The organism is Jeongeupia sp. HS-3 (genome assembly GCF_015140455.1).
Taxonomy (GTDB): domain Bacteria; phylum Pseudomonadota; class Gammaproteobacteria; order Burkholderiales; family Chitinibacteraceae; genus Jeongeupia.
Map to the genome: position 1 here is coordinate 2286164 of NZ_AP024094.1, position 13392 is coordinate 2299555.

Annotated in this window: 13 protein-coding genes; 10 read left to right on the forward strand and 3 right to left on the reverse strand. The window is 60.1% G+C overall.

Features of this window, described 5'->3' with window-relative positions:
- The 3 genes from JLC71_RS10950 to JLC71_RS10960 form a co-directional block, all read right to left on the reverse strand.
- Entirely contained in the window at nt 1-1713 is a 1713-nt protein-coding gene (locus JLC71_RS10950; protein WP_200915451.1) for a PHA/PHB synthase family protein, read from the reverse strand.
- A 70-nt stretch (nt 1714-1783) separates the two neighbouring features.
- Entirely contained in the window at nt 1784-2488 is a 705-nt protein-coding gene (gene murU / locus JLC71_RS10955; RefSeq protein ID WP_200915452.1) for an N-acetylmuramate alpha-1-phosphate uridylyltransferase MurU, read from the reverse strand.
- Between the two features lie 12 nt (nt 2489-2500).
- Nucleotides 2501-3496 (reverse strand): aminoglycoside phosphotransferase family protein, encoded by a 996-nt coding sequence (locus JLC71_RS10960; protein WP_200915453.1) that lies wholly within the window; start codon nt 3494-3496, stop codon nt 2501-2503.
- Nucleotides 3497-3555: 59 nt separating this feature from the next.
- On the opposite strand from JLC71_RS10960, the gene JLC71_RS10965 reads away from it, so the two are divergent.
- The 10 genes from JLC71_RS10965 (at nt 3556) to JLC71_RS11010 (ending at nt 13362) form a co-directional block, all read left to right on the forward strand.
- On the forward strand, nt 3556-5766 hold the full coding sequence (locus tag JLC71_RS10965; RefSeq protein ID WP_200915454.1) for an LPS-assembly protein LptD: 2211 nt from the start codon (nt 3556-3558) through the stop codon (nt 5764-5766).
- A gap of 8 nt (nt 5767-5774) precedes the next feature.
- On the forward strand, nt 5775-7067 hold the full coding sequence (locus JLC71_RS10970; RefSeq protein ID WP_200915455.1) for a peptidylprolyl isomerase: 1293 nt from the start codon (nt 5775-5777) through the stop codon (nt 7065-7067).
- Complete coding sequence (gene pdxA / locus JLC71_RS10975) at nt 7067-8047, forward strand: 4-hydroxythreonine-4-phosphate dehydrogenase PdxA (RefSeq protein WP_200915456.1); 981 nt, start codon at nt 7067-7069, stop codon at nt 8045-8047. The genes JLC71_RS10970 and pdxA overlap by 1 nt, the downstream gene beginning before the upstream one ends.
- A gap of 24 nt (nt 8048-8071) precedes the next feature.
- Nucleotides 8072-8860 carry a 16S rRNA (adenine(1518)-N(6)/adenine(1519)-N(6))-dimethyltransferase RsmA gene (gene rsmA / locus JLC71_RS10980; RefSeq protein ID WP_200915457.1) on the forward strand — a complete coding sequence of 263 codons (789 nt, stop codon included), beginning with the start codon at nt 8072-8074 and terminating at the stop codon, nt 8858-8860.
- A gap of 86 nt (nt 8861-8946) precedes the next feature.
- On the forward strand, nt 8947-9687 hold the full coding sequence (locus JLC71_RS10985; protein ID WP_200918340.1) for an amino acid ABC transporter ATP-binding protein: 741 nt from the start codon (nt 8947-8949) through the stop codon (nt 9685-9687).
- A gap of 152 nt (nt 9688-9839) precedes the next feature.
- A complete protein-coding gene (locus tag JLC71_RS10990) occupies nt 9840-10739 on the forward strand; it encodes a glutamate/aspartate ABC transporter substrate-binding protein (RefSeq protein WP_200915458.1) in 900 nt (299 codons plus the stop codon).
- A gap of 109 nt (nt 10740-10848) precedes the next feature.
- Complete coding sequence (locus tag JLC71_RS10995; protein WP_200915459.1) at nt 10849-11595, forward strand: amino acid ABC transporter permease; 747 nt, start codon at nt 10849-10851, stop codon at nt 11593-11595.
- 1 nt (nt 11596) lies between these two features.
- Complete coding sequence (locus tag JLC71_RS11000) at nt 11597-12262, forward strand: amino acid ABC transporter permease (RefSeq protein WP_200915460.1); 666 nt, start codon at nt 11597-11599, stop codon at nt 12260-12262.
- A complete protein-coding gene (locus tag JLC71_RS11005; protein WP_200915461.1) occupies nt 12259-12987 on the forward strand; it encodes an amino acid ABC transporter ATP-binding protein in 729 nt (242 codons plus the stop codon). The genes JLC71_RS11000 and JLC71_RS11005 overlap by 4 nt, the downstream gene beginning before the upstream one ends.
- Nucleotides 12988-13149: 162 nt before the next feature.
- Nucleotides 13150-13362: a hypothetical protein gene (locus tag JLC71_RS11010; RefSeq protein ID WP_200915462.1), complete on the forward strand. Its 213-nt coding sequence runs from the start codon at nt 13150-13152 to the stop codon at nt 13360-13362.
- Nucleotides 13363-13392: the final 30 nt, after the last annotated feature.

The following is a 13392-nucleotide window of genomic DNA, read 5'->3' on the forward strand; positions in this document are numbered from 1 at the left end:
CTACCCCAGCACGTAGGCGCCTGGCGCGGCGGCGATTTCCGGATAGGCCGCGTTCGCCAGCTTCGGCGTGACCTGCTTGCCCGAGCGCGGTGCCAGCCAGGCCACCCAGCTCGGCCACCACGAGCCAGCGGTCTGCTGCTGCCGTGCGAGCCAGGCATCGGCGCCCTCGCCACGCACCGCGTCGCCCTGCCAGTAGCTGCGTTTCGAGTCGGGCCGCGGCGGGTTGACGATGCCGAGGATGTGACCCGAACTCGACAGGGTATACGTCACCGGCCCGCTGGCGCGGCCGGTCAGCGCCCATGTCTGCTGCCATGGGGCGATATGGTCTTCCTGGGTGCCGACCATGAACAACGGCGTTGCAACCCGGCCCAGGTCGATGGTCTCACCGGCCATGGTCAGCGCATCTGGCACGATTAGCTTGTTGTTGACGTAGAACTCACGCAGGTAATAGCTGTGCATCTTCTGCGGCATCCGCGTCGTGTCCATATTCCAGTAGAGCACGTCGAAGGCGGTCGGTGCCTCGCCCAGCAGATAGCTGCTGACCCAATAATTCCAGATCAGGCTGTTGGGCCGCAGCATCCGGAAGCTCGCAGCCATTTCCTTGCCATCCAGATAGCCCTTTTTCGCGATGACCCGTTCGACAAATGCCAGCCCGTCATCGTCGAGGAACACGTCGATGTCGCCGGGACGGGAAAAATCGGTCAGCGAGGTCAGCAAGGTGGCGCTGGCGACCTGGGCCGCTTCGCCACGCTTGGCGAGCCAGGCGAGGTAGATCGCCGTCAGCGTTCCGCCGATGCAGTAGCCGGCCAGATGGACTTGCTTGCTGCCGGAGATCGATTGCGCCACCTCGACGATGCGGGCAATGCCGTCATCGAGGTAATCGTCGAAGCTCAACTGCCGATCCGCGGTGCCGGGGTTTTTCCAGCTGGTCATGAACACCGAAAAACCCTGGTCGACCAGATGCTTGACCATGCTCTTCTTCGCATCGAGGTCGAGCACGTAATACTTGTTGATCCACGGCGCGACCATGACGATAGGCACCGCATGCACCTTGGGGGTCGTCGGCGCGTAATGGATCACCTCGAGCAGGCGACCTCGGTAAACCACCGCGCCCGGCGTCGTCGCCAGGTTCTCGCCGACCTTGAACGCCTCCATATCGGTCATCGGAATATCGCCACGGCCAAGATCGCGGGCAAAATTCTTGTAGCCCTGCCAGACGCTGTCGCCACCGGTGAGCGCGGCCTTGGCCAAGGCACCAGGATTGAGCAGCAAGGCATTGGTCGGCGCAAGCGCATTCAGCCATTGCCGCAGCCAGAAGGCACTACGGTTGCGCTCGGCCTCGGTCAACCCTGGCGTCGCATAGAGCACGTCCTGCAGCCAGCGGGTATTGAACAGATACCATTCCTTGATTGCATCCCACTGCGGCGCATCGGACCAGATCGGATCGGCGAAGCGGGTATCGTCCGGGTGCGACGGAAACAGGTCGATATCGGGTGCGCCGAACAGACGGCTGGCCGCGTGCTGTTGCCAGTGCCACGCATCCGAACCCCAAGCCGTCAGGGTATTGGCCAGTTCGGCCGGATGCTGCAGCCACGCCATTTGCGCCTTGAACGCCGTGGTGAAAAGGCCGAACGGATCAAAGCCCTGCCGCAGGGTGTGCTGCAAGGCGGCGAAGCGATCCGCCTGTTCATGGAAGAAACGTTTGTCGGCCATTTCGGCCTCCCTATCGGCCATCGGATGGCTTCAGCTTACGTTGCAGCGCAGCAAAACTCAATCCGCCACATCAAACGCCGGAGGTGTGATTGCGGGCAATTTCTCCTGCATATTCAAGCCTGTCCATCGTTCCAACGTCGAGCCACAAGCCGCCAAAGCATTCCGCGCTGACTTGCTGCTCGGCCATTGCAGTCAGGAAATGCGGCAAGAGGGGCGATGCCTGCCCCGGCACCACGTCGGCGAAGAAATCCGGGCGATAGACGGCGATGCCACAAAACGTCATCGGGGCATCCTCCTCGGCGCAGACCATGGCCAGACCATTGCCGATCGCCAGATCACGGCCGGTCGGGTAGCCCGCCTTGGGTGTCAGCACCAGATGGGCCCGAACCGCGTCGCTGGCACGCATCCGCTCGGCCACGGCAACGAGCGCGGCAAAATCGTAATCGGTGAAGATATCGCCATTGATAACGGCAAACGGTGCATCGCCGAGCAAAGGCAGCGCCTGGGCGATACCGCCGGCGGTTTCCAGCGCTGTGTTCTCGGCCGAGTAGGCGATGCGCACGCCGTAGGCCGAACCGTCGCCAAGCGCGTTTTCGATCATCGCGCCTAGCCAGGCGTGGTTGATCACTACCTCGGTAATGCCGGCGGCGGCCAGCCGTTTCAGGTGCCAGCCGATCAGCGGCGTGCCGGCGACATCCAGCAGTGGCTTGGGGCAAGTGTCGGTGAGCGGGCGCATACGCTCGCCACGCCCGGCGGCCAGAATCATCGCTTTCATCGCCCGCCCGCTTTAAAAGGTGAAACCGACGTCGACGCGATCGCCGTGCGCCTTGAGCAGCAAGCGCTTGAGGCTACCGAGTTCGACATAGCGTTCGCACACCTTGTTGACGTAGTGCAGCACCCTCGGCAGATCGGCCAGATAGCGGCTCTTGCCGTCGCGGTGATGCAAACGGGCGAACAGGCCAAGCACCTTCAGATGACGCTGCAAACCCAGCCACTCGAACGCTTTATAGAATTCGCCGAAATCGGCCTGCACCGGCAGTCCGGCGGCGCGGGCTTTTTCCCAGTAGCGGATGGCCAGATCAAGCACGAAGGCTTCTTCCCAATCGACATAGGCATCGCGCAGCAGCGATACCACGTCGTAAGCGAGCGGGCCACGCACGGCATCCTGGAAGTCGATCACCACCAGCTCGTCGTCCTTCACCATCAGATTGCGTGAATGGTAATCGCGGTGCATGAAGCCGACCGGTTGACTGGCATTGAAGGCGCTGATCAGCGCACAACTGCGCTCCCAGCTCGCCAGCGGCTCGCCCTCAAGCACGAAACCAAGGTGCTTTTCGAGATACCACTCACGGCCGATATTCATTTCGCGCTGCATGAAGGCGGTATCGAAAGCCGGCAGGTGCTCGCTGGCGAGCCGGGCCTGCATCGTCACCAGCAGATCAATCGACCGCACATACCATTCGCGCGCGCGGGGCTCGTCGCCCAAGCGGGATGCCAGCAGTTCTTCGCCCAGATCTTCGAGCAAGACCAGCCCGGCATCGGGGTGTTGCGCCAGCACCTCGGGCACGCGAATACCGGCGGCGGCCAACTCGGATTGCCGGGCGAGGAAGGGGCGCGAATCGAACTGGGCGGGATCGGCCTGCATCACCACGAGGCTGCGTTCGGGCCAACTGGCGCGCCAGTAGTGGCGCACGCTGGCGTCGGAGCCGCCGGAGGCAAGTGAAGTGGGCGGCGTACCGGTCTCGGTGACGAGCCAGGCGGAAACGGAATCGGAAACGTTCATGAAGTCACTGAAAAACCGGGTAGAATTCAGCGATTCTATCAAGAGCTACTCCCGGCCGCATGACCCGTATCCCGGCGCCGCCTTTCCGCTATTCCGCCCTGCTGCTCGCGCTGTCGTCGGCGCTTGCCTGCGCGGCCGAGACGACCAGCAGCGATGTGCCGATGTACGTCGAGGCCGATCGTGTCGACGCACTGAATCAGCCGGATGGCACCAAGACCCTCAAAGCCGAGGGCAATGTCATCATCCAGCAAGAGAGCACCACGCTGCACTCGGACTGGGCCACCTACGACGATACCCGCAAGCACCTGCGTGCCGGTGAAGACGTCCGGATGGAGAAAGAAGGCGACGTGCTCACCGGCAAGGGGCTTGATTACTACCTCGACTCATCGACCGGCGAGCTTTCCGACCCCGATTACGTGGTCGGCCAAGGCCTGGGCCGCGCTGACGGCGTGAAGATGCTGTTCGAGGGCGAAAAGCTCTACCGGATCGACTCGGGCCGGTTCACCTCGTGCCCGGTCGGCAATGACGACTGGTATATCAATGCCTCGCAGCTCGACCTCGACTACATCGACAATATGGGCGTCGCCCGTAATGGCTGGATCCAGTTCAAGGGCGTACCGGTGATGTATTCGCCGTGGATGAACTTCCCGCTCACCGGTAGCCGCCAGACCGGGATGTTGACGCCAACGGTGAGTTTCGACAGCCGCAGCGGCATCGACCTGCTGACGCCGTTCTACTGGAACATCGCGCCCAACTATGATGCGACGCTCTACCCGCACTACATGACCGAGCGCGGCCTGATGACGGGCGGCGAGTTCCGCTATCTGCAGCCAAGTTACTCGGGCGTGATCAGCGGCTCGTACATCAACGACAAGGAAACCGAGACCAACCGTTCGTCCTTCTCCTGGTTGCACAACCAGCAGTTCACCGATCGCTTGTCCGGGCACATCAATATCCAGAAGGTGTCGGACGACGACTACTTCAACGACTTCGGTAGCCGCGATGCCATCGCCCAGCAGAACAATCTGCCGCGCGAAGCCGGACTCAATTACGCTGGCGACGGCTGGAACGCGTCCTTTCTGTGGCAGCGCTACCAAACGCTGCAAAGTGACACCAATTCGGTCGACATCCCCTATGACCGGATGCCGGTCATCAACTTCAATGCCTCACCAAGCTGGATCAAGGGCGTACAAACGTCGGTTGCGGCCGAGGCTGGTGATTTCTATCACCCGACCAAGGTCAACGGCACCCGCAGCTGGATCACCCCGACGGCAAGCATGCCGTTCAACACGGCCTACAGTTTCATCGTTCCCAAGATTTCGCTCGATGCAACCTACTACCAGCTCAAAGACGCTGATGGCACGAACGCCCGCACCGAAAGCCGGGTACTGCCGATCGCCAGCATTGATTCAGGTTTGTACTTCGAGCGCGATACCAATTGGGGCAGCAGCGATTACATCCAGACGCTGGAACCACGGCTGTTCTACGTTTATGTTCCGTACAAGGATCAGTCGAAGCTACCCAATTTCGACTCGAGCCTGACCGACCTGTCGATCACCCAGCTCTTTTCCGAGAACAAGTTCGTTGGCCACGACCGCATCAACGATGCCAATGAAATCACTGCCGCGCTGACGAGCCGTTTTCTCAGCGCCGACGACGGCTCGGAACTGTTCCGCGCCACCATCGGTCAGCGTTACTACTTCGAAACACCGCAAGTGACGCTCGACAACACGCCACCATCCGACAGCAAGAAAACCGACTTGCTACTTTCGGTCGGCGGGCAGTTGTGGAAGCAGTTCAAGTATGACTACACGCTGCAATATGACGGCGTCAACGGCAAGACCAGCCGCGCCGACATGTCGCTGCAATGGGCGCCCGATACCGCCCGCGTCATCAACCTGCGCTACACCCGCAATACCAACGCCCCCATTTCGACCGACGCCGCCGGCTCGTACACCACCGACGGCATCATCGAACAGGTCGATTTGTCCGGCCAATGGCCGCTCGGCCGCGGCTGGTATGGTGTAGGTCGCTACACTTACTCGATCCACGACGACCAGACCTTCGAAGCCCTCGCCGGCGTCGAATACAACGCCGGCTGCTGGGCATTGCGGCTGGCGGCACAACGCTATATCGCCGGTGATGGCCAGTACAACACCACTTACTTTGCCGTTCTCGAGCTGGGCGGCCTTGGCCTTGGCAGCAACCCTATCGGGACGCTGCGCGACTCGATCCCGGGTTATTCCAGTACTTTCGATACTTTGAAGTGAACTCCAATATGAAGCTCCGCACTCTAACCGTCATGACCGTGATGCTTTCGGCGCTGCTGGCTCCGTTTGCGCACGCGGCAATCGAAACCGTAGACCGCGTCATCGCCGTCGTGAACCGAGGCGTCATCACCCAGGACGAGCTCAGCGACCGGATCGTCTCGATCAAGCAGAACCTGGCGAACCAGAAGATCCAGCCGCCACCTGCCGATGTGCTCAAGCAGCAGGTGCTGGAACGGATGATCATTGACCTGATTCAGCAGCAGTACGCCAGCGCCATGGGCATGAAGGCCGATGACGCAATGCTCGATCGCGCCATGAACCGCATCGCCGAACAGAACAAGATGAGCCTGCCGCAGTTTCGCGCCACGCTGGAAAAACAGGGCGTCACCTGGAAAAACTTCCGCGAGGACATCCGTCGCGAGATGGTGATCAGCCGGCTGAAAGAGCGCGAGATCGACGCCAAGGTCATCGTCACCGACAGCGAGGTGGATGATTACATCAAGCTCAACGCCGGCAAGACCAAGGTCGAATACCAGTTGCAGCACATTCTGATCTCGATACCGGAAAACGCCACGCCGGATCAGATCCAGCAACGCCGGCTGCGCGCACAGAGCGCCAAGCAGGAAATCTCGTCCGGCGCCGATTTCTCGGCGGTTGCCGCCAAGTTCTCGACCGCGCCCGATGCCACCAGCGGCGGCCAGCTTGGCTGGCGCCCGGCCGGCAGCCTGCCGCAGGCTTTTATCGATCTGCTCGATAAAATGCCGCCTGGCAACACCACCGACATCATCCGCAGCCCGGCCGGCTTTCACCTGATGAAGCTACTGGACAAGCGCGAGCAGAACGCCAAGGAAGTCGTCACCCAGACGCATGCACGCCACATCCTGATCAAGACCAACGAGCTCGTTTCCGACAACGATGCACGCCAGAAACTGGTGCAGTTGCGCGACCGTATCGTCAATGGCGATGGCAAGTTTGAAGACATCGCCCGCGCCTATTCGGACGATACCAGCGCCAGCAGAGGCGGCGACCTGGGCTGGGTCAACCCGGGCGAAACCGTGCCCGAGTTCGAGCAGGCAATGGCCGCATTGCAGCCGAATCAAGTCAGCCAGCCCGTCCGCAGCCAGTTCGGCTATCACCTGATTCAGGTGCTCGAGCGGCGCCAGCAGGATGTCACGCAGGAGCGCGAGCGCTTTCGCGTTCGCATGGAACTGAAGCAGCGCAAGGCCGAAGAGCAGTATGAAGACTGGTTGCGCCAGCAACGCGATCGCGCTTACGTCGACATCCGTCTCAAGGACGAATGATGTTGTCGCGCCCCCCGGTACTGGCGCTGACGACCGGCGAGCCCGCCGGCATCGGCCCGGAACTTGCTGCGGCAATCACCGGGCAGGCGGGCGAGCATCAACTGGTACTACTGGGCGACCGGCAATTGCTGACCGAGCGCGCAGCAGCCATCGGCATTGATGCAGATTGGCCCGATTACGCGCCGGGACTGGATGCGCCGGTGTCACTGCTGCACCTGCCGCTCGCAACACCGTGCAGCGCTGGCGCCCTGAATCCGGCCAACGCCCGCTATGTGCTTGATTTGCTTGATACCGCCATCGACGGCGCACTTGGCGGCGAATTCGACGCCATTGTCACCGCGCCCTTGCACAAGGGCGTGATCAACGACGGCATTGGCGGCAAGTTCTTTTACGGTCATACCGAATATCTGGCCGAACGTACCGGTACCGAACAGGTGGTGATGATGCTGGCCGGCGGCGGGCTGCGCGTGGCGCTGGCAACCACGCACTTGCCGCTCAGCGAAGTCGCCGCGGCAATCACCGCCGAGTCACTGAGCCGGACGATCCGGATTCTGCACACCAACCTCAAAAGCAAGTTCGGTCTTGCCAACCCGCGCATTCTCGTCGCCGGACTCAACCCGCACGCTGGCGAATCGGGTCACCTCGGCCGTGAGGAGCTGGATATCATCATCCCGGCGCTCGACGCATTACGCCTCGAGGGCATGGCGCTGATCGGCCCCCTGCCGGCCGACACGCTATTCAATCGCAAGCAGCTCGAACAGGGCGATGCGGTGTTGGCGATGTACCACGATCAAGGCTTGCCGGTGCTCAAATACGCCAGCTTTGGCGAAGGCATCAATATCACCCTCGGCCTGCCCATCATTCGCACCTCGGTCGACCACGGCACCGCGCTCGACCTCGCCGGTACCGGCCGCGCCGATCCGGGCAGCCTTCGCGCGGCGATCGACCTCGCGGCCGAGCTCGCACGCAACCGCGGCTAAATCAGTCGCGCACAAGGTTTTTTCATGTCACACATTCCCCGCAAGCGCTTCGGCCAAAACTTCCTGCAAGATCAGGGCGTCATTCAGGGCATCATCGCCGCGATCAATCCGCGCCCCGGCGATGTGCTGGTCGAGATCGGCCCCGGCCTCGCCGCGCTGACCGAGCCGCTGATGCAGCGTGCCGGCAAACTGCATGTGGTCGAAATCGACCGCGATATCGTCAGCCATCTCGCCGGGCGTTTCTCGCCCGAGCAACTGGTTATCCATAACGCCGATGCGCTGAAATTCGATTTCGCCGCGCTCGCCGCCGAGATCAATCCGACCGGCCAGATCCGCCTCGCCGGCAACCTGCCCTACAACATCTCGACACCACTGCTGTTCCATCTGGCCAGCTTTGGCGATGCGATCAGCGATATGCACTTCATGCTGCAAAAGGAAGTGGTCGACCGCATGGTGGCCGAGCCGAGCACGACCGACTACGGCCGGCTCTCGGTGATGCTGCAAGTGCGCTTCAACATGGACAAGGTACTCGATGTACCGCCAACCGCCTTCTATCCGCCGCCCAAGGTCGATTCAAGCGTGGTGCGGATGATGCCCTGGGCGGTCAACCCCTGGCCGGCGGTTGATCTCGCGGCGCTGGAGACATTGGTCGCGACCGCCTTTGGCCAACGCCGCAAGACCATCCGCAACAACCTCAAGGGCATTGCCGACGATGCCACGCTCGCCGCAGTGGGGATCGATGCCGGCTGGCGACCAGAGAACATCAGTGTTGGCCAGTACATCGACCTCACCAATGCACTCGCCGCCCGCTGATCGGCGTACTACCGGCATTTCCCTTGATCGTCGTTGCTCACCGCATTCACAATTGACCGCTTGAAACCATGACAGACAGTCTTCCCATGATCCGCTTCTCCAGCGTCAACAAGTGGTACGGTCGCGACCACCACGTGCTCAAGAACATCAACCTCGAGGTCAAACAAGGCGAGGTTGTGGTCGTTTGCGGGCCATCGGGCTCGGGCAAATCGACGCTGATCCGCACCATCAACCAGCTCGAACCGATCGACGACGGTGAAATCAATGTCGCCGGCGTCGTCGTCAACGACCCGAAAACCAATATCAACACGCTGCGTGCCGAAGTTGGTTTTGTGTTCCAGCACTTCAACCTCTATCCGCATCTCTCGGTCCTCGACAACATCACGCTCGCGCCGATGCAGGTCAAGAAAATGAGCCGAGAGGCCGCTGAAAAGCTGGCCATGGAGTTGCTGATCCGGGTCGGACTCGACAACAAGAAAGACGCTTACCCGGCCAATTTGTCCGGCGGCCAGCAACAGCGCGTCGCGATTGCCCGCGGCCTGGCGATGCAGCCCAAGGTGATGCTGTTCGATGAGCCGACCTCGGCACTCGATCCGGAAATGATCGGCGAAGTACTCAACGTCATGCAGAAGCTGGCCGAGTCGGGCATGACGATGATGGTTGTCACTCACGAAATGGGCTTTGCCCGCGAAGTGGCCGATCGGGTGGTTTTCCTCGCCGAAGGCGAAATTGTTGAAGACACCACACCCGAAGCCTTCTTCACCGCGCCCAAGACCGACCGGGCCAAACAGTTCCTCAGACAGGTACTTTCGCCGATGCACGGCTAAGCGCCACGAAAAGCCGCCTACGGGCGGTTTTTCCATGGTGTTGCGTTTATGCCGACACCAGCTTGTAAGCTAGGGTTTTCACCAAGCGCAGCATTCCGGCGTGGCACCTATACTCGAATGGTGTGAAAAAACACGCTATGGAGATTGCCCACATGAAGAAACTGCTGCCGTTGTGTATGGCCGTATCCGCCCTCTTCACCGTTACCGCCCAAGCCGAAGAGCTGAGTGGCACGATGAAGAAGATCAAGGAAAGCGGCACCATCGTGATCGGTCATCGCGACTCGTCGATCCCGTTCTCCTATCTTGATGCCAGCCAGAAGCCGGTCGGCTACTCGATGGACCTCTCGGCGAAGATTGTCGAGGCGGTGAAAAAAGAGCTGAAGATGCCGAGCCTCGTGGTTCGTTACAATCTCGTCACCTCGCAGACCCGAATTCCGCTGGTGCAAAACGGCACGGTTGATGTCGAGTGCGGCTCGACCACCAACAATCTCGAGCGCCAAAAGCAGGCTGCTTTCTCGCTGGGCATCTTTGAAATCGGCACACGTTTGCTGGTGAAGAAGACCTCGGGCATCAAAGAGTTCGCCGACCTTGCCGGCAAGAACGTCGTCACGACCGCCGGCACCACGTCCGAGCGGCTCATCAAGAAGATGAACGACGAGAAAAAACTGAACATGAACATCATCAGCGCCAAGGATCATGGTGAATCCTTCCTGATGCTGGAATCGGGTCGTGCGGTTGCCTTCATGATGGACGACGCCCTCCTGGCCGGTGAAATGGCCAAGGCCAAGGCGCCGAACGACTGGAGCATCGTCGGCAAGCCGCAGTCGTACGAAATCTACGGCTGCATGTTGCGCAAGGATGATCCGCAATTCAAGAAGGTGGTCGATGGCGCACTGGCCAGCACGTTCAAGTCGGGCGAAATCAACACGATCTACAAGCGCTGGTTCCAGAGCCCGGTCCCACCCAAGGGTCTGAACCTGAACTTCCCGATGAGCGACGAATTGAAAGAGCTGATCGCCAAGCCGACCGACAAGTCCGCCGAGCAAATGTAATCAGTCGTAAAGAAACGAAGCCGGTCGTAGCCTTGCAGCACCTGCCCGACGCAATCGGGCAGGCCGCCGGATTGCGGCCGGCTTCTTGTTTAACAGGGGGAAGCCCAAGATGAATTACAACTGGGACTGGGGCGTATTTTTCCACTCTACCGGCATCGGCAGCGAGATCTATCTGGACTGGTTCATCACCGGTCTGGGCTGGACGATCGCGCTGGCACTGGCCGGCTGGGCGATTGCGCTACTGCTTGGTACCGTACTCGGCGTGATGCGCACGCTGCCGGGCAAGTTACTACCGACCATCGCGACGGTTTACGTCGAAGTTTTCCGTAATGTGCCACTGCTGGTACAGCTGTTTATCTGGTATTTCATCGTTCCCGATTTATTGCCCGAAGGCCTGGAGAACTGGTTCAAACAGGATTTGAATCCGGCCACCAGCGCCTTTATCAGCGTTGTTCTCTGTCTCGGGCTCTTCACCGCCGCCCGCGTTTGCGAGCAGGTGCGTACCGGTATTCAGGCGCTGCCAAAAGGCCAGATCAATGCCGCGATGGCGCTTGGCCTGCGTACCCCGCAAATCTACAAGCAAGTGCTGTTGCCGCAAGCATTCCGGATCATCATTCCGCCATTGACCAGCGAATTCCTGAACATTTTCAAGAACTCGTCGGTGGCATCCTTGATCGGCCTGATGGAGCTGCTCGCGCAGACCAAGCAAACGGCTGAATTTACGGCCAATTTGTTTGAGGCATTCACACTGGCGACCATCATCTACTTCGTGCTCAATATGGGCCTGATGCTGTTCATGCGCTGGGTTGAAAAGCGCGTGCGCGTGCCGGGACTGATCGCGCTGGGAGGCAAGTAAGATGGATTTCACTTCACTTATCACCGCGATGCCCGGCTTGGTCTCGGGCATGATGCTGACGCTGAAGTTGCTGGTGCTCGCCATTATCGGTGGCGTTGCGCTCGGCACGCTGCTGGCACTGGCCCGCTTGTCGCACAACAGGCTGCTATCCAGCCTCGCCGGTTTCTACGTCAATTATTTCCGCTCGATTCCGCTGCTGCTGGTCATCACCTGGTTCTACTTCGTGGTGCCCTTCATCATTGGCTGGCTGACCGGCACCAATAAACCGATCGGTGCGTTCTACTCGTGTCTGGTCGCCTTCATGATGTTCGAAGCGGCGTATTACTGCGAAATCGTCCGTGCCGGGATTCAGTCCATTCCGCGTGGCCAGGTTAACGCCTCCTATGCGCTCGGCATGACTTATAGCCAGACCATGCGCTTGGTCATCCTGCCGCAGGCCTTCCGTAAGATGACCCCGCTACTGCTGCAGCAATCGATCATCCTGTTCCAGGATACCTCGCTGGTTTACGCCGTCGGCCTGATGGATTTCCTGAACAGCTCCCGCTCCGCCGGTGATATCGTCGGCGAATTACCCCAGTTCCTGGTTTTTGCCGGTCTGGTCTATTTCATTATCAGTTTTGGCGCCTCTACACTGGTGAAGCGTCTGCAAAAAAGGTTGACCGTATGATCTCGCTCAAGAATGTCAGCAAGTGGTATGGCGACTTCCAGGTTCTGACCGATTGCACTACCGAAGTCAGCAAGGGTGAAGTTGTTGTCGTCTGCGGGCCGTCCGGCTCGGGCAAGTCCACGCTGATCAAATGCGTGAACGGCCTTGAGCCCTTTCAGTCCGGCGACATCATCGTCGACGGCATCTCCATCGGCTCGCCCAAGACCGACCTGCCAAAGCTGCGCTCGCGCATTGGCATGGTGTTTCAGAACTTCGAGCTGTTTCCACACTTGTCGATCACCGACAATCTGGTACTGGCGCAGATCAAGGTGCTCGGTCGTACGGAAGCCGAGGCCAAGAAGAAGGGGCTGGCGCTGCTCGATCGCGTCGGCCTGTCGGCGCAGGCGACCAAGTTCCCCGGTCAGCTCTCCGGTGGTCAGCAGCAGCGCGTGGCGATTGCCCGAGCGCTGGCGATGGATCCGATCGCCATGTTGTTCGACGAGCCAACCTCGGCGCTTGATCCGGAAATGATCAACGAAGTGCTCGACGTAATGGTGCAGCTCGCCCACGAAGGCATGACCATGATGTGCGTCACCCACGAAATGGGCTTCGCACGCAAAGTGGCCAATCGGGTCATTTTCATGGATCAAGGCCTCATCGTCGAAGATGCCAACAAGGACGATTTCTTCGGCAGCCCACGCAGCGAGCGTGCGCAAACCTTCCTGTCGAAAATTCTGCAGCACTGAGACGACACCGCATCGACAAGGCCGCGTTTCGCGGCCTTTTTTGTTGCCCCAGCCAATTGATACATTTGTTAATTATTGCATTAACAAACAAAATTGATCGTCATATGATGAACTCACTGACTCAGCGATCGTTACGACCGGGGTCCCACAGGAGTATTCATCATGCAAAAGTCGTTCAAATTCGCCTTTGTTGGCAGCCTGCTTGCCCTTGCCCAATTCGCCAGTGCCGAGGCAATGCCGATGCATCAGAACATCCAGCTGCATCCGGCCTGGGGTTCTCATACCAGTGCGCCGGCACAGCGGCAGGCGGTCAATGGCCAAGCCCAGATCCAGCGGCTGCACCAAGAGGCCGGCCCAGGCTCGATGGCCGGCTAAACCGATGCAACATAAAAAAACCGGGCATCG

Bases quoted from the DNA above. Each gene is read 5' to 3' on its own strand.
- JLC71_RS10950 (WP_200915451.1), bottom strand. From the start codon at position 1,713: ATGGCCGACAAACGTTTCTTCCATGAACAGGCGGATCGCTTCGCCGCC.
- murU (WP_200915452.1), bottom strand. From the start codon at position 2,488: ATGAAAGCGATGATTCTGGCCGCCGGGCGTGGCGAGCGTATGCGCCCG.
- JLC71_RS10960 (WP_200915453.1), bottom strand. From the start codon at position 3,496: ATGAACGTTTCCGATTCCGTTTCCGCCTGGCTCGTCACCGAGACCGGT.
- JLC71_RS10965 (WP_200915454.1), top strand. From the start codon at position 3,556: ATGACCCGTATCCCGGCGCCGCCTTTCCGCTATTCCGCCCTGCTGCTC.
- JLC71_RS10970 (WP_200915455.1), top strand. From the start codon at position 5,775: ATGAAGCTCCGCACTCTAACCGTCATGACCGTGATGCTTTCGGCGCTG.
- pdxA (WP_200915456.1), top strand. From the start codon at position 7,067: ATGTTGTCGCGCCCCCCGGTACTGGCGCTGACGACCGGCGAGCCCGCC.
- rsmA (WP_200915457.1), top strand. From the start codon at position 8,072: ATGTCACACATTCCCCGCAAGCGCTTCGGCCAAAACTTCCTGCAAGAT.
- JLC71_RS10985 (WP_200918340.1), top strand. From the start codon at position 8,947: ATGATCCGCTTCTCCAGCGTCAACAAGTGGTACGGTCGCGACCACCAC.
- JLC71_RS10990 (WP_200915458.1), top strand. From the start codon at position 9,840: ATGAAGAAACTGCTGCCGTTGTGTATGGCCGTATCCGCCCTCTTCACC.
- JLC71_RS10995 (WP_200915459.1), top strand. From the start codon at position 10,849: ATGAATTACAACTGGGACTGGGGCGTATTTTTCCACTCTACCGGCATC.
- JLC71_RS11000 (WP_200915460.1), top strand. From the start codon at position 11,597: ATGGATTTCACTTCACTTATCACCGCGATGCCCGGCTTGGTCTCGGGC.
- JLC71_RS11005 (WP_200915461.1), top strand. From the start codon at position 12,259: ATGATCTCGCTCAAGAATGTCAGCAAGTGGTATGGCGACTTCCAGGTT.
- JLC71_RS11010 (WP_200915462.1), top strand. From the start codon at position 13,150: ATGCAAAAGTCGTTCAAATTCGCCTTTGTTGGCAGCCTGCTTGCCCTT.